At 48.4% G+C, this 18,059-nt stretch carries 19 protein-coding genes; 17 read left to right on the top strand and 2 right to left on the bottom strand.

Features of this window, described 5'->3' with window-relative positions; all coding sequences use genetic code 11:
- Positions 1-107 precede the first annotated feature (107 nt).
- From GX019_00415 to GX019_00380, 8 genes are all read left to right on the top strand, one after another.
- Positions 108-653, top strand: coding sequence for a late competence development ComFB family protein (locus GX019_00415; protein HHT35620.1), 546 nt, complete (start codon positions 108-110; stop codon positions 651-653).
- A gap of 3 nt (positions 654-656) precedes the next feature.
- Positions 657-1,370 (top strand): prepilin peptidase, encoded by a 714-nt coding sequence (locus tag GX019_00410; GenBank protein ID HHT35619.1) that lies wholly within the window; start codon positions 657-659, stop codon positions 1,368-1,370.
- Positions 1,371-1,459: 89 nt separating this feature from the next.
- Entirely contained in the window at positions 1,460-2,458 is a 999-nt protein-coding gene (locus tag GX019_00405) for an ABC transporter substrate-binding protein (protein HHT35618.1), read from the top strand.
- A 44-nt stretch (positions 2,459-2,502) separates the two neighbouring features.
- Positions 2,503-3,276, top strand: coding sequence for an ABC transporter ATP-binding protein (locus GX019_00400; protein HHT35617.1), 774 nt, complete (start codon positions 2,503-2,505; stop codon positions 3,274-3,276).
- Positions 3,266-4,075: an ABC transporter permease gene (locus tag GX019_00395; GenBank protein ID HHT35616.1), complete on the top strand. Its 810-nt coding sequence runs from the start codon at positions 3,266-3,268 to the stop codon at positions 4,073-4,075. Before GX019_00400 ends, GX019_00395 begins: the two co-directional genes overlap by 11 nt.
- Positions 4,076-4,176: 101 nt before the next feature.
- Positions 4,177-4,392 (top strand): hypothetical protein, encoded by a 216-nt coding sequence (locus GX019_00390; protein ID HHT35615.1) that lies wholly within the window; start codon positions 4,177-4,179, stop codon positions 4,390-4,392.
- A gap of 63 nt (positions 4,393-4,455) precedes the next feature.
- Positions 4,456-5,625 carry an iron-containing alcohol dehydrogenase gene (locus GX019_00385; protein ID HHT35614.1) on the top strand — a complete coding sequence of 390 codons (1,170 nt, stop codon included), beginning with the start codon at positions 4,456-4,458 and terminating at the stop codon, positions 5,623-5,625.
- A 99-nt stretch (positions 5,626-5,724) separates the two neighbouring features.
- On the top strand, positions 5,725-7,296 hold the full coding sequence (locus GX019_00380; protein ID HHT35613.1) for a serine/threonine protein kinase: 1,572 nt from the start codon (positions 5,725-5,727) through the stop codon (positions 7,294-7,296).
- A gap of 97 nt (positions 7,297-7,393) precedes the next feature.
- On the opposite strand, the gene GX019_00375 is transcribed toward GX019_00380, so the two are convergent.
- Positions 7,394-8,053: a hypothetical protein gene (locus GX019_00375; GenBank protein ID HHT35612.1), complete on the bottom strand. Its 660-nt coding sequence runs from the start codon at positions 8,051-8,053 to the stop codon at positions 7,394-7,396.
- A gap of 102 nt (positions 8,054-8,155) precedes the next feature.
- Here GX019_00375 and purH point away from each other — a divergent pair, with 102 nt between their 5' ends.
- Positions 8,156-9,673 (top strand): bifunctional phosphoribosylaminoimidazolecarboxamide formyltransferase/IMP cyclohydrolase, encoded by a 1,518-nt coding sequence (gene purH / locus GX019_00370; protein HHT35611.1) that lies wholly within the window; start codon positions 8,156-8,158, stop codon positions 9,671-9,673.
- Positions 9,674-9,841: 168 nt separating this feature from the next.
- On the opposite strand, the gene GX019_00365 is transcribed toward purH, so the two are convergent.
- On the bottom strand, positions 9,842-11,578 hold the full coding sequence (locus tag GX019_00365; protein HHT35610.1) for a fibronectin/fibrinogen-binding protein: 1,737 nt from the start codon (positions 11,576-11,578) through the stop codon (positions 9,842-9,844).
- A gap of 120 nt (positions 11,579-11,698) precedes the next feature.
- On the opposite strand from GX019_00365, the gene GX019_00360 reads away from it, so the two are divergent.
- The 8 genes from GX019_00360 to GX019_00325 form a co-directional block, all read left to right on the top strand.
- Positions 11,699-12,439: a tetratricopeptide repeat protein gene (locus tag GX019_00360; protein HHT35609.1), complete on the top strand. Its 741-nt coding sequence runs from the start codon at positions 11,699-11,701 to the stop codon at positions 12,437-12,439.
- An 86-nt stretch (positions 12,440-12,525) separates the two neighbouring features.
- Positions 12,526-15,207, top strand: a complete 2,682-nt coding sequence (locus GX019_00355; GenBank protein ID HHT35608.1) for a calcium-translocating P-type ATPase, SERCA-type — start codon at positions 12,526-12,528, stop codon at positions 15,205-15,207.
- Between the two features lie 88 nt (positions 15,208-15,295).
- Positions 15,296-16,171, top strand: coding sequence for a YicC family protein (locus GX019_00350; protein HHT35607.1), 876 nt, complete (start codon positions 15,296-15,298; stop codon positions 16,169-16,171).
- A gap of 54 nt (positions 16,172-16,225) precedes the next feature.
- Complete coding sequence (locus tag GX019_00345) at positions 16,226-16,534, top strand: integration host factor (GenBank protein ID HHT35606.1); 309 nt, start codon at positions 16,226-16,228, stop codon at positions 16,532-16,534.
- A gap of 32 nt (positions 16,535-16,566) precedes the next feature.
- Entirely contained in the window at positions 16,567-16,839 is a 273-nt protein-coding gene (locus GX019_00340; protein ID HHT35605.1) for a DUF370 domain-containing protein, read from the top strand.
- 73 nt (positions 16,840-16,912) lie between these two features.
- On the top strand, positions 16,913-17,533 hold the full coding sequence (gmk, locus tag GX019_00335) for a guanylate kinase (GenBank protein HHT35604.1): 621 nt from the start codon (positions 16,913-16,915) through the stop codon (positions 17,531-17,533).
- 6 nt (positions 17,534-17,539) lie between these two features.
- Positions 17,540-17,734 carry a DNA-directed RNA polymerase subunit omega gene (gene rpoZ, locus GX019_00330; GenBank protein HHT35603.1) on the top strand — a complete coding sequence of 65 codons (195 nt, stop codon included), beginning with the start codon at positions 17,540-17,542 and terminating at the stop codon, positions 17,732-17,734.
- Between the two features lie 68 nt (positions 17,735-17,802).
- Positions 17,803-18,059, top strand: a 257-nt coding sequence (locus tag GX019_00325) for a hypothetical protein (GenBank protein ID HHT35602.1), incomplete at its 3' end; no start/stop codon positions are given.

Here is an 18,059-nt window from a genome sequence, read left to right as displayed (position 1 = left end):
GGAAAGCATTTTGACCCTGTGATTGTCGAGGCGTTTATGGTCTGTGAAGAGAAGTTTATTGAGATTCATCAGAAGTATCGCGAATGATTATTTAAGGAGAGAACAAGATGGCTGCAGCCGAGCTGAATTTTGAGGTTCATAATTACATGGAGGATATTGTGTTCGACTTGATTCAGCAAAAACAGCAGTCTGATCCTGATTTTGACTTCTGCCCCCGCTGTGTTTTAGATATCGGTGCGTTGGTTTTAAACATCATAAAACCGCAGTACATTAAGGTAGCGACTAAATTTGCAGATCTGGATCACGCAGCCGCCAATGAGCTGGAGCAGCTGGTGGATCAGGCAGCAGAAAAGGTGCGGGCTAATCCGTATCACGGATTGAACGGCGAGAGTTTTGAGCTTGTCAACTTAAGTGAGACAATGGTCCAACGGGTGCTGGCTGATGTTTTAGAAGAGCAGGGTGAAAAGTTCCAGATTAATGACGATTTAATTCCGGTCGCAGCTGCTTTAGTATTAAACCAAACCAAACCGCGCTACGCTGTTACAGTGAGGGGTAGGGCTTACCAGCGCACGGCCGAACTGGATCATCAGTTTGCGCCAGGAATGATGGCAGCAGTTTATAATGTACTTAATCAGATGAAGGAATTGAAATAGGTTATGGCTCTAATTTGGTTGTTGTTCAGCTTTGGCTTAGTGTTCGGAAGCTTTTATAATGTGCTGATCTACCGCATACCCAAAGGCAAATCAATCGTTTTTCCCCGGTCTCAATGTCCTGACTGCGGGCATACTTTGACTGCTTGGGAATTGATCCCGGTATTCAGCTATTTAATACAGCGGGGAAAATGCCGCAGCTGCGGTGAAAAAATTAGCTGGGAGTATCCGGTTGTGGAGCTCACCACAGCAGTGGGGTTCGCTGTGTGCGCTTATACAGCTGGTTCGCTCAATCAGTTGGCGGTAAGACTGGTATTTTTTTCTCTGCTTTTGATCGCTTCCGTGATTGATTTCAAGCATAAGATCCTGCCTAATGTGATCACTATTCCCGGGATTATCTTGGGGGTTTTGGCTGCGGTTATTGGCTGGACCATTCCCTTAACTGAAAGTTTGATTGGCATTTTTGTTGGTGGCGGGATTCTTTTTGTCATTGCCGCTATAACACGGGGAATGGGCATGGGTGATGTGAAGTTTCTAGCCATGATAGGGGCGTTTATCGGTCCGCTGCCGACTTTGGGAACATTGTTTTTAGGAAGTTTATTTGGTTCCGTGTCTGGCATTATCTATCTTGCCATTACCAAGCAGGGTCGGAAAACACCGATCCCCTTCGGGCCGTTTCTGGCCTTAGGGGCAGTGGTGTCAGCACTATATTTCTTCTAACCAGCGCAGGCTGGTTTTTTTATTTCACACTTTAAAATCCCCCTGAATACAATACAGGAGAAATTGACTAATCCTGAAGGGGGATTCTCATGTCAAAGCAGGGGTGGATTGCGATCATCTGTTTAGCGGTAGCGGTAGCGCTGCTATTAGGAGGTATCGCTGATGCCAAGGAGTTAGAAAGGGTGACCTTATCTGAGGTTGTCCGCTCGGTATTTTACTCACCGCAGTACGTTGCCCTGGAACTTGGTTTCTTTGAGGATGAGGGCTTGGATGTGCAGCTGGAAACCGCGTGGGGCGCTGATAAAGGAGCCGCAGCTCTGATTTCCGGCTCGGTGGATATTGGGTTCTTTGGTCCAGAGGCAGCCCTGTATATCTACCAGCAGGGATCACCGGAGATCATTGTTGGTTTTGCGCAGCTGACAGCCCGCGATGGTTCATTTTTTATGACTCGGGATCTTGAGGAAGCTTTTGTCTGGGATAATGTGCGGGGAAAAACCATTATTGGGGCCAGACCCGGCGGCGTGCCGCAAATGGTTTTAGAATGGGTACTGAAACAGCACGGAATTGAGCCTTTTGTTGATGTGGAGATTCTAACGCACTTTGCCTTTGAAGCTGCCTTAGGAGCGTTCCAGGCGGGGGTAGGAGATTATATAGCTCAGTTTGAACCGGCCATGAGCCAGCTGGAGCTGATCGGTGGCGGCAAAGTTGTGGCATCTTTAGGAGCGGAAGCAGGACCAATTGCTTACACTGTCTACCATGCCCGCCGAAGCATGCTTGAGGAGCGGCCGGAGATGCTGATCAAGTTTACTAAAGCCCTCTACCGCGGCCAGATTTGGGCCCATGAGCATACACCAGAAGAAATAGCAGTGGTTGTGGCTTCGTTTTTCCCAGAAATTGATCATGATGTTTTGGTGAGCACCATCAACAACTACAAGAGCATCAATGCTTGGCAGACCTCTCCCATTATTTCCGAAGCAGCATTCAGACATCTGCAGGAAGTAATGTATGAGGCGGGAGAGCTCTTCGAGTTTGTGCCTTTTGAAGAACTGATGGATAATACCATCGCTGAGGCAGCGGTTAGCAGCTAGTTAATGCCCCATCTTGGGGCATTGCTTGTAAAGGGGTGAAATCTATGCCGAAACTGGAGATAAAGGATGTATCGCTCCGCTACCATACGATTGATGGTGAAATTGAGGCCTTAAAAGACTTTAATCTCTCTGTAAATGCGAAAGAGTTTATCAGCATTGTGGGACCGAGCGGCTGCGGCAAATCGACGCTTTTGTCGTTAGTTGCCGGGCTGATCAAGCCCACAGCGGGTGAGGTGCGCCTGGACGGCAGTCCGGTCGTGGGAACTACGCAGAAAATCGGCTATATGCTGCAGCAGGATTATCTATTTGAATGGCGCACCATTTTGGATAACGCTCTTTTAGGCCTCGAAGTAATGCGTAAGAAAACACCGGAGAACACTGCCAGGGTGAAGCAGATGCTGGTGGATTACGGTTTATCCGGCTTTGAGCACAACTACCCGCAGCAATTAAGCGGGGGAATGCGGCAGCGAGTAGCCTTGATCCGCACCTTGGCTGTAGAGCCAGAGGTACTGCTGCTTGATGAACCTTTTTCTGCTTTAGATTACCAGACTCGCTTAGCGGTGGCAGAAGATGTGAGCCGAATTCTGTGCGAGTATGAGAAAACGATTATCATGGTCACGCATGATATTTCTGAAGCCATCAGCATGGCCGATCGAGTAATCGTGATGACACCGCGGCCTGGATCAGTGCAGAGTGAGCATCTCATTGATTTCGGCCCGGACTGTCTCGAACGCTCGCCGCTTAAGCGACGGGAGTCACCGCGGTTTAGGGAGTACTTCAGTGCTATTTGGAAGGAGCTGAACAGAAATGACCGGTGAAAACTCCTATTCATCCGAGCACAAGCAGTATTTGAAGCGGATCCGCCGCCGCAGGCAGGTAATAGTGGTCTCGCAGATCCTTTTCCTCGCCGCTTTACTTGCTCTGTGGGAGCTGGCATCGTCCTCCGGGTGGATCAACGAGTTTATTGCCTCTAAGCCATCGCGGGCTTGGACAGCAGCGGTAAATTTGTTTAATCGCGGAGAATTATGGCGTCATCTTGGTTACACTATAGGGGAGACAGTTCTCGGTTTTACAGTCGGGACTTTGGCAGGCATTATCATTGCGGCGCTGCTGTGGTGGTCTGATTTCCTCTCCAAAGTGCTGGATCCCTATATTGTCATTCTCAACAGCATCCCCAAAGTAGCGCTTGGACCCGTCTTTATCGTCTGGCTGGGAACCGGGTTAAAGCCAGTTATCGCCATGGCTATAGCTACATCAATTATCGTTACCATCATGATGGTTCACAATGGCTTTAAAACAATCGATCCCAATAAGATTAAGCTGATGCGCACATTTGGAGCTACGCGACTGCAGATCTTCACCAAAGTGGTTGTCCCAGCCAGTGTGCCCACGATGATTGCGGCATTAAAGGTCAGCGTCGGCCTTTCGCTGGTGGGCACCATTGTTGGGGAGTTTCTCGGCTCGAAGGCCGGTTTAGGCTATCTGATTGTCTACGGCGGCCAAATCTTCAACATGTCGCTGGTGATGGCAGCGGTGATCATGCTTTCAATTGTATCGGCCCTGCTCTATTATCTGGTGACGCTGCTGGAGCGGAAGGTAGTCAAATTTCATGAGTAAAAGCACAGCTTAACGAGCTGTGCTCATTTTTTAAATATATTTTAAAACCTGGCAGGAAATGATAATATTTTCGCCAAAATACTAATCAGGAGGTGTTGACATTGAATGTCATGTATCAATTAGAAGATTTCTTTGTGAGAATTAGGGAAGATAAGACTGGTAGATTGAAACTGACAGTGTGGAACAGCAGCGGGGACAAGATTGTGAGTGATTATATCAGTGCAGCATCGTCGGATCATGTGTGGACAAGCATTGCGAGCCACAGTTCGGAATCACTGGTTGAGGATGTAAAGAGTAAATTAATGGGAAATAGTTGAGGTTGAGAACTGCTGTTAACTAGGGACAGTTTAGATAGATATAGGGAACAGGGAGGTTCATCAGTGCTTAATTTTCGTTTTCTCAGTTCTACCCAGATTATCTTTGGCAGAGACACCGAGAATTTAGTCGGAGCGGAAGTCAAAAAATACGCGGACAAGGTGCTGCTCCACTACGGGGGAGGCAGCGTCAAGAAAACCGGGTTATATGATCGGGTTACTGCGTCGCTGAAAGCTGCCGGTGTTGAGGTGTTTGAGCTGGGGGGAGTCAAACCGAATCCCCATCTCAGCCTAGTTAAGGAAGGTATTGAGCTGTGCCGCAGGCACGATATCCCCTTCATCCTAGCGGTAGGGGGCGGAAGCGCTATCGATTCAGCGAAAGCCATCGGTGTGGGCGTTCCTTATGAGGGAGATGTGTGGGATTTTTACTCGGGTAAAGCGGTTCCAGAACAGACGCTGCCGGTAGGTGTTATTTTGACAATCGCTGCGGCCGGAAGCGAAGCCAGCAAGAGCAGTGTAATTACCAACGAGGACGGCTGGTTCAAGCGGGGTCTCAATGTGGAATTGATCCGTCCCAAGTTTGCCATAATGAACCCGGAACTGACCTTTACTGTACCTCCGTATCAGACAGCCAGCGGTATCGCTGATATTATGGCCCATATCATGGAGCGGTACTTCACCACGACTCCTGATGTGGAGTTAACCGACCGCCTCTGTGAAGCGGTACTGAAGACGATTATCAGCTGCGCTTACCGTGTTATGGAAAATCCCGAGGATTACAATGCCCGGGCCCAAATTATGCGGGCCAGCACTATTGCTCACGATGATTCGCTGAGTACGGGAAGGACCGGTGATTGGGCGTCGCATCAAATTGAGCATGAAATCAGCGGCATTTACGATGTAGCCCATGGTGCCGGCTTAGCGATCGTGTTCCCAGCCTGGATGAAGTATGTCTACAAGCACAATATCCCCAGATTTGCCCAATTCGCTCACCGGGTATGGGATGTGGACATTAAGTTTGAGAACTTGGAATCAACAGCACTGGAAGGAATTAGGCGCCTTGAGCGGTTCTTCACTGACATCGGCCTGCCAACCAGATTAAGCCATCTTGACATTGGTGATGACCGCTTGGAAGAAATGGCCGATAAATGCAAGATGTCTAGTGATAATACGGTAGGCCAATTTGTGAAGCTGACCCGCGATGATGTGCTTGAAATCTACAAACTCGCATTATAGACGAATACAGGCCTCAGCCGGATTTTTATCCGGATGGGGCTTTTTTTATACTGCATATATTGGTTATAATTGGTACAAACTGGTAATGGAGGGATCGGTATGTCTCAGTCATTACCAGGATTAAATCGCTATGTGATCAAATCTAAACTGGGTGAAGGGGGATTTGGGCAGGTTTACTACAGCTGGGACCGGCAGTTGAATCGGGAAACAGCGGTTAAAGTGCTGGAGAATAATCGGCTCGCCCTGACCGAAGCTCAGATTTTGGCCGGTTTTGATCATCCCAATATCGTGAAACTATACGATGTGGTTTCTAGCGGCAGCGCCCTTTATTTAGTGATGGAATTTGTACCCGGTCCGACTCTGCTCGAGCAGAAGCTGGACTTAGATCAGATTCTCGATGTCGGCATCCAGTGCTGCGAAGCCTTGGATGCGGTGCATCAGCGGGGGTTGGTGCACCTTGATGTTAAACCGCACAATCTGCTCTATGATCCGAAGACAAATACCTGCAAATTAACGGACTTTGGCGCGGCAGCCCGCCGGCAGCTGAAAGATAAACAAATTGTGGGAACACCGAAATATATTGCTCCCGAGCAGCGCCAGGGACAGGCTGTTGATGCTCGGGCTGATCTCTATGCTTTAGCCAAGGTGCTTGGAGAGCTGATCGAAGTTAATCAGATCTCACAAGTGCCCGGAAGCTTAAAAAAGCTTTTAAATGAAGCGGGAAGTGCAGATATTAATCAGCGTCCGCGCACCGCTTCCGAACTGCAGCGCAAGCTGATTAGTGTTAAAGCAGGTTGGCTTGCCGATTTAAGGGCGGAGCGGGAGCGCTTGCGGCGGGTGAAGGAGTTAGTGATCGATAATTATCCGCTTCTGACAGCCTGTTTTAATGCCCTGCTTGCCGGAGCAGTGCTGTGGACTTTATGGCAGCAGCCGGTGTTAAGAGCTTTGGATTTTTATGATCCGGTATTTAAGCAGTTTATGGGTCCCGCTGCAGCGGTACTGGTGGGGTTTATTTCACCAGCATTAGCCTGTTTGTTGATTGCAGTGCTGGTACTGCTGCCGTTATGGCAGGTCTGGCCGGGATTGGCTTTAGTGTGCGGGCTGATTCTGCTGATTCTGGCCGGGAAGATTTACCGCTATCCGGGGCTCAGCCTGATGATCGCGCTGACGGCAGTGTGGATGCCGGGATTTCCTTGGCTGCTGCCGGTTTTAGTTGGCTATTTTAGAAGCGCTGGGGCAGCAGTGGGTGGAGGTTTGGCTTTAGGTTTTGCAGCCTATTTTATCAATTGCATTCAGCATACCCAAGCTTATCAGAGCCTTAAGTTTATTCCGCTTGGTTTTGACAGCGCTTTGATTGCTGCTGAGATTTATGAAGTGCTGGGACTTGGAGTTGATTGGCTTTTCGATCCTAGCTTCGGACTAACACTCCAGGGAGTGCTGATGGGCCTTGGCGCAAGGTGGATCGGCAGCCGGGGAACACTGGGCATGGTGTTATATCTGCTCTCCACCGCTGCCGCAGTATTTATTATCGATCCTGATTTAATCTGGCAGTGGGGAGGAATAATGCTGATTTTGTGCGGCGCAATCTGGGTTCATGATCTCTTTCTGGAAGATGAGCCAACGCAGCAGCTGCAAACCAGAGAAACTGAAATTGTACCGAACAAATTTTAAATATCTGCAGGGAATAAACGGGATGGGGCGAATGATAAATATATAACACGAAAAAATATATGGGAAAAGTAAGGATCGGCTTTTGACCGACCCTCTTTTAGTTCGCATCAGCTTTTTCGAAAGTCACCTTTAAGACATTGCCCCATTTATCTAGGGTGGTTTTCATCTGCTGTTTAAAATCACCCAAACTCATGATTTGGGAAATGCTCGCCATATTTGTAAACATATCATAAATGCCTAAGGCGTCATGATAAGCCTGCTGGAGTTTAGCCAGGTTTTCTCTCAGCGCTTGGTTTTCAGCCTGAAGCCTAGTGATGCTGTCCTGATGTTTGCTGTTTTCCAGCGCCTCTATAAGTGCGCTGATTACGGCCTCCGGGCTGGGCTGGGCAATTTTTTGCTCGAGCTGATCGATGCGCTTATGCAGGTTGGCGATGTATTCCGGCAGACCTTGAAATGCTTCGATTAGTTCCGCATCAATTTTTAACTCCCGTTTAGTTTCCCTAGGCGGGGCTTTAACAGGTGCTTTGGGGATTTCTGATTCATCTCTTTCCTTGCGGAGCACATTGTAATAAAGCATGCCGATGGCGGCTTCGCTGCGGTGGGGCAGCAGCCGGGAAATGCGGCGGAAACACTCGGTGAGGGGAAGACCTTCGGCTTTGCCCTTAATCACTTCTTCCCACACCAGATCTTTTTCCTCATCTGTCCAGCTGCGGGGGTTTTTAGTCTGTTCCGCAGCAGTGGTTAGATTTTCTGGCATGATGCGGACCTCCTTATGTTTATAGATATTTATCAATAATAGTATATCCATAATTTTATAAGCTATGCTTATTTATAAACTTAAGTATAAAAACTGGGGGTAATAAAAATGAAGTCGGCGTTGTTGAGCGTCTATGACAAGACGGGAATTGTTGATCTAGCTAAAAGGCTGGTAGAACTTGATTACCGGCTGATCAGCACAGGTGGGACTTATAAACTGCTGGAAGAGAATAATGTGCCGGTAACTTACATCTCGGAAATCACAGACTTTCCGGAGATTCTTGACGGCAGAGTGAAAACTCTCCATCCCCGCATTCATGGCGGCATTTTAGCCCGTGATGAGGAGAAGCATCTCCAAGAGCTGAAAAGCATTGGCGCAGATTTAATCGATGTGGTGGTTGTAAATTTATACCCTTTTGAACAAGTTTCGCAGGATCCAAACGCGAGTTTTGCTGATGTAATAGAAAACATCGATATCGGCGGACCAACGCTGTTAAGGGCGGCAGCCAAAAACCATGCTCGGGTCACAGTCGTCTGCGATCCAGCGGATTATGCAGAGGTAGTTAAAGGATTGGAAGCTGGAGCATTACCTGAAGCTGAGCGGAAGCGGCTGGCAGCTAAGGCTTTCAACCACACCGCTTATTACGACACACTTATTGCCGATTATTTGGGGCAGCCGCAGCTGCCGGAGAAAATGACAGTAGCTTTGGCTAAGGTTGCAGATCTGCGCTACGGTGAAAATCCCCATCAAAAAGCGGCCTTTTATCGGGAGATGCCAAAACAGGCGGTGAGCATTGCTGATGCGAAGCAGCTTCACGGGAAGGCGTTATCCTACAACAATATCTACGATGCCCAGGCAGCCTGGCAGTTAGTATCTGAATTTACTGAGCCCTGCACGGTTGCGGTTAAGCACAGCAACCCCTGCGGCTTAGCCGTCGGGGAAGATCTTTATCAAGCTTATCTGCGGACCTATGCAGGGGATCCGGTCTCGATTTTTGGCGGCATTGTTGCCTGCAACAGGGCAGTTGATGCGAAAACCGCAGCAGAGATGAATAAGATCTTCTTAGAAGTGATTATCGCTCCGGATTTTACCGATGAAGCTTTGGCGATTCTTACTAAGAAAGCGAATTTGCGCCTCTTAAAATTGGCTCCAGCTCGGGACGAGGGCTATGATTGGAAGAAGGTCTCCGGTGGTTTCCTGATTCAAGAAGCGGATACAGTAGATTTAGATCAGAATCAGCTGAAAGTCGTTACGAAGAGAACACCAACTGATCAGGAATGGGAAGACCTGTTCTTTGGTTGGAAGGTTGTAAAATACGTGAAATCCAATGCGATCGTATTCTGCAAGAATAAGCAGCTGATTGGTGTCGGGGCTGGACAGATGAATCGGGTCCAGTCGGTTAGGCTAGCGGCCGGTCAGGCAGGGGAAAAGGCACAGGAGGCAGTGCTCTGCTCCGATGCGTTTTTCCCATTTGCGGATAATATTGAAGAAGCTGCAGCAAGCGGAATTAAAGCCATCATTCAGCCAGGTGGTTCCATCCGAGACGAAGAAGTAATTGCCGCCTGCGACCGCTTTGGAATTGCCATGGTCTTTACGGGCATCCGCCATTTTAAACATTAATTTATGAAAAAAGAGGAATTTACAGTCACACAGCGAATAGACTGTACTAAATAACTTTGAATATAAAATCTGCCGGGAATCCCGGCAGAGCTAACAGCACAACAGAGGGCAGGCGCAGATGACCGTGGGAAGGTGAACTCGCTTGCTTTCTGTTTTTATTTTGCAGTTTTAATTAACTTTTTTAGGCAGGTTTTGCAGTTTGGTTGGATCAGCGGTAATTGTTTTAAAATGGTTGTAAGTTACAAAACCCGGTTTTGCCCCCTTCGGTTTGTGGACATGCTTTCGTTCGGTGTAGTCCACCGGCACTTTGGGGCTGTTCCTGTGCTTCGAATAATAAGCGGCCAGCGCTGCAGCTTCTGATAAAGCTTCCTCCGACACTCCCTGATCAGCCCGAAGAATGACGTGGCTTCCCGGTATATTTTGAGCGTGGAGCCAGATATCGTCTGGTTTAGCAACTCTAAAGGTAAGCAGATCGTTTTGGCGGTTATTGCGGCCCAGCAAAATCACAGTGCCGTCGGAGGCAGCGTATTCCTGATAGGGTTTGGCTTTCCGATGAAAATCCCCGTTCTGCTTTTTCGACCGCTTCGTTCTGATAAATCCTTCTTTGATCAGCTCATTTTCTATTTCCCCTAAAACCTCGAGATCATCAGCCTGCTCCAGCTGCACCATCACTTCCTCTAAATATTGGCGTTCCATGACTGTTAGGTTCAGCAGTTTTTTCGTGATCTCCCTGCTGTTTTTGGCTTTATTGTACCGCTTGAAATAGCGCTGGGCATTTTCACTGGGACCTAGCGACGGATCCAGTTCAATGGTGATCTCATGTTGATTTGGATCGTAATAATCCACGGCGGTAACGCTGTGGTCACCTTTAGTGATTTTATACAGGTTGGCTAGAATCAGCTCGCCCATTTTCTGCCACTGGTCCGCATCTTCAGCTGCTTTAAGGGTATTTCGCTGGATCTGTTCTTTTTTGCGCAGACGTTTAAGATGAGTATTGATCTGGGTTTGAAGCGCCCCTGCTTTCTGCCGTACCTGATGAGTATGGATGCGGTAGTGGTAGAAGTCATCTACCAGCTCATCAAGGCTGGTAAACTCTAACTGATCGGGTACATCTGTCAGCCGATAGGCAAAGAAATCTGGTTTAGCGCTTTGAACCAGTACCGGCGGTTCTTTAACAGTAATAAACTTATGGAGGTTCTTCCATAAGGCTTCCATTTCTTGTAAAGATAAGTCCTGTTTTAAGGTTTGGGGATCGATACCGGCGCGGCGGCAGACCTCGGCGGCGCCCTGTGGGCTTAAGCCTTGAAAGATATTAACCAGTCCTTTGAAAATCGGTGTCTGGGCGGGAAACAGCCTGATTTCTGCAATAGCCTCAGGTTCAGACACGCCTAAAGGGTTGAGTTTGGTGTTCACCGGCGGCAGCTTGTAAGAAAGACCGGGCATAATCGGTCGGGGATGGTTTTCGTCGCTGTTGCGGTGAATGGCGTCCAGAATCACCCAATCCTGATCGATTAATATTATATTGCTGTTTCGTCCCATTAGTTCAAAAACTAAACTTTTAATGGTGGTGCCGAGATTCGGATCAAAAGTTTCAAACTTAATTACAATAATCCGCTCTAATTCGTGCTGCTTAATCTCCATTACTCGGCTCGGTTCTAAGTATTTTCGCAAAAGCATGCAGAAAGCCGGAGGATTCTGCGGGTTTTCTGCTGAATGCTGTGTAGTATGGATGCGGGCATTGACCGGATCGGCAGAAATTACCAGTTTATGGGTTTGACCGAGACTCCGGAGATGGAGAATTACCGTGTGCCGGTCTGGCTGGTAAATTTTAACCATTCTGGAGTTAATCAGTTTTTGGTTCAGTTCAGCGACAATTCTTACTGCAGCGATGCCATCAAAGGCCATTTTAATCACACTCCCTCTCAAAGTATATCAGAGGAAAAAAGCAGGGACAAGCATAGTCAATGTCTAATATAAGTAAAATGATGTAGAAGCAAGCTTTGACTTAGATAAGGGCGTGATCTGATGTCGAGAAAATTAAGTGCAGCATTACTGGTAGTTATTCTGCTGTTAGGGACGGCAGTTGTGGGAGCACAGCAGCGGTCACTGCGGTTTGAAAATGCCCTCCAGTACCTGCAGTACTATTCCGCAGGGATGGATCGGATTATTCCGGCGCTGCAGCCGCTGAGACAGGCTGCCGGAAGCCTGAAAGCCGCGGTAGACCAGGATGAAATGACCGATGAATCGCTGCTGCTCTTGGGACTGATCTATTTGGAACAGGATGATTATTCCGAAGCTCGACAGGTTTTCAGTGAGTATCTTAAGCGCAACCCAGATGATGGCTGGGTGCATGTTATGCTTGGGGATATTGATTACTACAGCGGTGATTATGCCTCAGCGCTGCAGCGGTATGTGAAGGCAATTATGCTGGGCGATTATGCCCGGGCATATTACGGCATCGGTTTGATCAATATGGACCAGGGCATCACCAACGATGTGATAGCCGCGTTTGCTAAAGCAGTGGAGCTTGCTCCAGAGTTTGTGGAAGCCCGGATTATTCTCGCCAAAGCCTATTTTGCTGTGGAGAATTATGAGTCCGCGATTGAGGAATTCGAAACAGCGTATCTATATAAACCACGGGATGGAGAGATCCATTATTATCTCTGGCAGCTGTACACTATCCAAGGCGAACTTGATAAGGCCAATCACTCCCGCGATCTAGCGATTCAGTACAATCCTGATTATGCCGAGATCATTGGAAAATAATCTGTCAATGTAAATGCCGGTTAAGCCGGCATTTTTTTTTGCCCCACTGAATAGGTATTTATGGACTAAAAGCGGGGTGAGCAGAGATGAAAGAGCAGTTCTATAACAAGGATGCGCACTTTTTGGCTGAGTTTTTGGGCACTGACTTGGAACAGGGTTTATCGGCGCGGAAATCTAAGGATCTCTTGGAAAAGCATGGGTATAATAAGCTTGCCGAAGCAGAGAAGGATTCGGCTCTGACCATTTTTTTTCGGCAGTTTAACGACTTTATCACGATTGTGCTGATGATTTCCACGCTGGTTTCCGCCTTGCTCGGTGAGGTTGTGGATTCAATTGCAATTTTGGTAATCATTGTGATGAATGCGGTGATGGGCTTTATCCAAGAATACCGGGCCGAAAAATCCCTGGAAGCTCTCAAACAGCTGACTGCGCCTACAGCTAAAGTGATTCGAGGCGGCCGGCAGATTCAGATCAGTGCTGAGGAGCTGGTTCCTGGTGATCTGATTGTTCTCGAAGCAGGAGATCGGGTGCCTGCCGATGCGCGCCTGGTTAATGTCAATACCCTGTACATCAACGAAGCGATGTTGACGGGAGAATCAGTCCCCGTGAGAAAGAAAACTGAAGCGCTGGACCGGGAAAACGTTCCCATCGGTGATCAGACCAATATGGTCTTTATGGGTACCCTGGTTACCCGGGGGCGGGGTTTGGGTTTGGTGGCTGCAACCGGCATGAAGACGGAAATCGGCAGGATTGCTCACATGATTCAAGATTCATACGCGGTGGAGACTCCTCTGCAGCGCCGCCTAGAAAAGTTAGGTACCTGGCTGGTGATCGGCTGTCTGTTGATTGTAACAGGTGTGTTTGTTACCGGTGTGCTGCGGGGCTTTCCCGTTTACCGCATGTTTTTTACCGGAGTCAGCCTAGCGGTGGCAGCCATTCCTGAAGGTCTGCCCGCAGTGGTGACCATTGCGCTGGCAATCGGGGTACAGCGCATGATCAAGGCGAACGCGATTATCCGGCAGCTCCCGGCAGTGGAAACGTTAGGGTGCGCTACTGTCATCTGCTCCGATAAAACTGGAACCCTGACCCAGAACAAAATGAAAGTCCAGCGCTACTGGATTGACGGCCGGGATATCAGCGTAACGGAAGACCACAAACTGAAAGAGCTGGCTCAAACCGACCAAGTTTTTCGCCAAGCTCTGCTGATTGGTGCACTCTGCAATAATGTCCAGGTTGATGACCGCACCAGGAATGTGAAGATGATCGGTGATCCGACCGAAGTTGCGCTGGTGGAAGCAGCCTACAGCGCAGATCTGACCAAGGTCAAGCTTGAGCACGATTACCGCCTGGTGCGGGAGGTTCCCTTTGATTCTGAGCGGAAGCGGATGACCGCAGTTGTGCGCTGCCGCGATGAATTTTTGGCCTATGTCAAGGGCGCCCCGGGGATTATTCTGGAAAGGTCCACCAAGATCTTGACTGCTGATGGTGTAAAACCCCTTACCCCGCAGGATAAGCGCAGGATTTTAAGTGGTGTCGAAGTATACGCCGGGGAAGCTCTGCGGGTTTTGGCTCTTGCTTACCGCACTGTGCCTGCGCCGAATATCGGGGAGCAGACCTTGGAAAGCGACTTAATCTTTGTGGGTTATGCCGGGATGATTGATCCGCCGCGGTTGGAAGTAAAGAAATCGATCCGCCAGGCTAAACGGGCAGGAATTCGCACGATTATGGTAACCGGCGATCATAAGCTCACCGCGAGAGCCATAGCTGAGCAGCTGGGGCTCGGCCATAATGGGGAAGTGCGGGTGATGACGGGAGCGGAGTGGGAGCTGCTGGACAGCTATCAGCAGCGGGAAGTAGTCAAAAACGTTGATGTATTTGCCCGCGTAGCGCCCCAGCACAAGCTGAGTATTGTCCGGGCGCTGCAGAAAAACGGCGAAGTGGTGGGCATGACAGGTGACGGGGTTAATGACGCGCCTGCTGTGAAGGAAGCTGATATCGGTATCGCCATGGGAATCAGCGGCACTGATGTCACCCGCGAAGCGTCAGACATGGTCCTCGCCGATGATAACTACCAAACTATCATCGCTGCGATTAGGGAAGGCCGGTCAATTTATGACAACATCCGCAAGTTTATCCGCTATCTCTTGGCCTGTAATGTGGGGGAAGTGCTGACCATGTTTGCCGCTACTTTGGCAGGTCTGCCGCTGCCCTTAGTTCCCATTCAAATTTTGTGGATGAACTTGGTTACCGACGGACTGCCAGCGATCGCCTTGGGAGTAGATCCAGGTGATGAAGATCTTATGGATCGACCGCCTCGGGATCCCAATGAAAGCATCTTTGCCCGGCGGCTGCACATAAAAATCGGCTTTACTGGCACCCTGATCAGTCTCTGTACCTTAGCGGTATTTATTTACGCTTTGTGGCAGAATCCTAATGATGTGGTTAAAGCGCGAACCCTGGCCTTTACAACTCTGGTCATGGCTCAGCTGATTTATGTGTTTGAATGCCGCAGCGAGTACCACTCTATTTTTGAAGTGGGATTTTTCACCAATATGTACTTAGTAGCAGCGGTTTTGCTGTCAGTGGGCACCCATGTGTTAGTGCTGTACCAGCCTTGGCTGCAGGGGGTTTTCCAAACCACATCCATGAACTTGAATGATTGGATCTTGGTGCTTTTCTTTGCTGGTGCCACCTTAGTAGTCGACACCATCATCAGAATGGCAAAAAGACGGCTCAACCGCCACTTTTCAGTGGCAAGATTTAGGTAACAAGCAGGAGATTGGGAATTTTAACAGAAAGTATACAAACAAGAAGCAGACGACACAAAGCACGATCGATGAAGCAGGAGGCAGGATTATGGTATACAGTATGACAGGTTTTGGACGCGCGGAGGCTGCAGATGAGAACTGGGCCGTAAAAGTAGAGGCTAAATCAGTTAATCACCGCTATTTGGATATCCATATCCGCCTCCCCCGGAATTATTCAGCGCTGGAAGAGCCGCTGCGGCAGGCGGTAGCAGTAGGAATTCAGCGGGGACGCGTAGAAATTACTGTAAGTATAGAGGAATTAAGCGAACAGGATAGAATGGTGAAGATAGATCGAGGAATCCTGACCGGATTGTACTCTCAGTGGCAGGAACTCCAAGGAGTACTTTCTCTGCCGGATCTGACTTTTGACCACATTCTCCAGATCCCCGACTTAGTTAAAGTTGAGGAGCCGGAAGTAGACTGGGAGCCTTTAACCAGGCTTGCAGCTGCTGCGGTTGAGGATGCTTTGGACGAGCTTAACGTTATGCGGCTGGCGGAGGGAGAGCAGCTGGCCCGAGACATTCTTCAAAAAATGGATGCAGCTGCAGAGATGGTTCAGGAAATCAGAACCTATGCTCCGGAAGTGGTTGTGAACTATCGAAACCGGCTGGCCGAACGCTTAAACGAGCTGATCAGCGGGACAAGCCTTACTCCCGAGCGGTTTGAAGCAGAGGTTGCTATTTTTGCCGATCGGTCCAGCATTGATGAAGAGATTGTGCGCCTCGAAAGCCATATCAAGCAGTTTCGGTCAATCCTTAAGGAAAAGGGACCGATTGGGCGCAAACTGGACTTTTTAATTCAAGAAATGAATCGGGAAGTCAATACAATTGGTTCAAAGGCCAATGATTTACATATTACTAAAGCTGTAGTGGAGCTTAAAAGTGAAATTGAACGCGTACGAGAGCAAGTGCAGAATCTTGAATAGAGAAAACCCCGGTTTTCCGGGAACATTATTGAGGCAACAAGGAGGTGAAAATGGATGGCACTGCCGAAATTAAGTGATGCTGACAAGAGAAAAGCTCTGGAGAAAGCCCAACTGATGCGCAGTAAAAGAGCCGAACTCCGCACAAAGTTGAAGAGTGGAGCAATATCCCTGCAGGAGGTATTGGAATCTAAGGACGATGAAGTAGTAGCAAAAATGCGTGTTGCTTACTTGATCCAGTCCCTGCCGCAAGTTGGCAAAGTTACGAGCAAGAAGATCATGGAAGAAATCGGCATTAATGAAAACCGTCGCGTTCAAGGTTTAGGCAAAAGGCAGATCAACGCTCTGCTGGAGCGCCTAGGCTGACAGGCTAACATGGTAGCAAGGAGGATATAGCAGTGGAAATTAAATTAATCAATATCGGGTTTGGTAACATCGTTGCTGCCAACCGTATCGTAAGCATTGTAAGTCCTGAATCAGCGCCGATCAAAAGGATTATCCAGGAAGCTAGGGAACGGGGCATGCTTATTGATGCCACCTATGGACGCAGAACAAGGGCTGTGATCATTACAGACAGTGATCATATCATCCTTTCGGCAGTTCAACCTGAAACAGTGGCACATCGACTCCAATCGAATTCCAGTGAAGTTCACTTAGACAGCAAAGAATGATATAATACTAATGCAGTTATCGCAGAAGACGCCGAGGAGGCTAATTCAGGTATGGTAATGAAATGAGGGGGATATTGAGGTGCATTTAAAAGGTTTCTTGATTGTTTTATCTGGTCCAAGCGGAGTAGGTAAGAATACACTAATGAATCGTGTCATTCCTCGTATCCCCAATCTACAATATTCTGTCAGCGCCACTACAAGACCGCCACGTCCCGGTGAAGTAGATGGGGTAGACTATTTTTTTGTATCCGAAGAAGAGTTTGATCAGATGATTGCGGAAGATGAGTTTTTAGAATGGGCTGAATTTGTCGGTAATCGCTACGGCACACCCAAATCGTTTGTGCAGGAGCAGATTCAGCAGGGACGCACTGTTATTATGGATGTTGATATTCAGGGAGCTCTGCAGATTAAGCAGAAGCTTGACGACGCAGTCTTAGTATTCTTACTGCCTCCAACCTGGGAAGAACTCCGCAACCGCTTGAACAAGCGGGGAAAAGATCCGATGGAGACAATTGCCAAGCGACTAGAACGTTCTTTTGAAGAACTTAAATATATAGTTGACTATGACTATTTTATTGTCAATGATCACCTTGATAAAGCTGCTGAGCGTTTGATGACGATTATTAACGCCGAACGCTATCGCGTTGCCAGAGCTGATCTTGAATCTATGAAGAAGTTATGGCAGAGGAGGTAAGAATTAATGACAGAGAGAAATTTCGCGAATGTAGATAACCGTTTTACACTGGTAGTTGCAGCTTCGAAGCGTGCCCGTCAGCTGCTTGCTGGAGCTGAGGCGACTGTGGAATCAAATCACGTAAAGCCGGTTTCCATAGCTTTAGATGAAATTGCAGCTGGAAAGATTAAGTGGGTACGCACTAAAGAAGGAATTAAATAAGATCGGGCCTGTGGAAAACCACAGGTCTTTTTCATCTTGATCTTACCAATTACAAGGAGGGAGCGGTGGTGAAAACGAAAAAGGTAGTGTGGATCGCAGCAACTGTGCTGCTCTTAGCTGGTTTAACAGCGGCTGCAGAATCGGCAAAAGGAGGAGAAGTGGTGGAGAGGATCGCGATTAAATCAGTACCTGCAGAGTATTTCCGGGCGGTTCCGCCAGAACAGCGGGGTACGGTCCAGGAATTTTCCTATGCGGCGCATAACTATCTCAACCAAGCGCGGCAGCTTGTTTCCAACCAGGACATCAGCAGTGAGGAAGCGGGAAG

This window comes from Bacillota bacterium, from assembly GCA_012837335.1.
Taxonomy (GTDB): Bacteria; Bacillota; Limnochordia; order Darwinibacteriales; family DTU012; genus DTU012.
This window is presented reverse-complemented; position numbering and strand designations above follow the sequence as displayed.

What these genes read in the sequence shown, in the direction of transcription:
- GX019_00345 (HHT35606.1), top strand. Translation starts at nt 16,226, where the DNA reads ATGGCACTGCCGAAATTAAGTGATGCTGACAAGAGAAAAGCTCTGGAG.
- GX019_00365 (HHT35610.1), bottom strand. Translation starts at nt 11,578, where the DNA reads ATGGCCTTTGATGGCATCGCTGCAGTAAGAATTGTCGCTGAACTGAAC.
- GX019_00395 (HHT35616.1), top strand. Translation starts at nt 3,266, where the DNA reads ATGACCGGTGAAAACTCCTATTCATCCGAGCACAAGCAGTATTTGAAG.
- rpoZ (HHT35603.1), top strand. Translation starts at nt 17,540, where the DNA reads ATGACAGAGAGAAATTTCGCGAATGTAGATAACCGTTTTACACTGGTA.
- GX019_00380 (HHT35613.1), top strand. Translation starts at nt 5,725, where the DNA reads ATGTCTCAGTCATTACCAGGATTAAATCGCTATGTGATCAAATCTAAA.
- GX019_00375 (HHT35612.1), bottom strand. Translation starts at nt 8,053, where the DNA reads ATGCCAGAAAATCTAACCACTGCTGCGGAACAGACTAAAAACCCCCGC.
- GX019_00360 (HHT35609.1), top strand. Translation starts at nt 11,699, where the DNA reads ATGTCGAGAAAATTAAGTGCAGCATTACTGGTAGTTATTCTGCTGTTA.
- GX019_00405 (HHT35618.1), top strand. Translation starts at nt 1,460, where the DNA reads ATGTCAAAGCAGGGGTGGATTGCGATCATCTGTTTAGCGGTAGCGGTA.
- GX019_00410 (HHT35619.1), top strand. Translation starts at nt 657, where the DNA reads ATGGCTCTAATTTGGTTGTTGTTCAGCTTTGGCTTAGTGTTCGGAAGC.
- GX019_00415 (HHT35620.1), top strand. Translation starts at nt 108, where the DNA reads ATGGCTGCAGCCGAGCTGAATTTTGAGGTTCATAATTACATGGAGGAT.
- GX019_00355 (HHT35608.1), top strand. Translation starts at nt 12,526, where the DNA reads ATGAAAGAGCAGTTCTATAACAAGGATGCGCACTTTTTGGCTGAGTTT.
- GX019_00400 (HHT35617.1), top strand. Translation starts at nt 2,503, where the DNA reads ATGCCGAAACTGGAGATAAAGGATGTATCGCTCCGCTACCATACGATT.
- GX019_00350 (HHT35607.1), top strand. Translation starts at nt 15,296, where the DNA reads ATGGTATACAGTATGACAGGTTTTGGACGCGCGGAGGCTGCAGATGAG.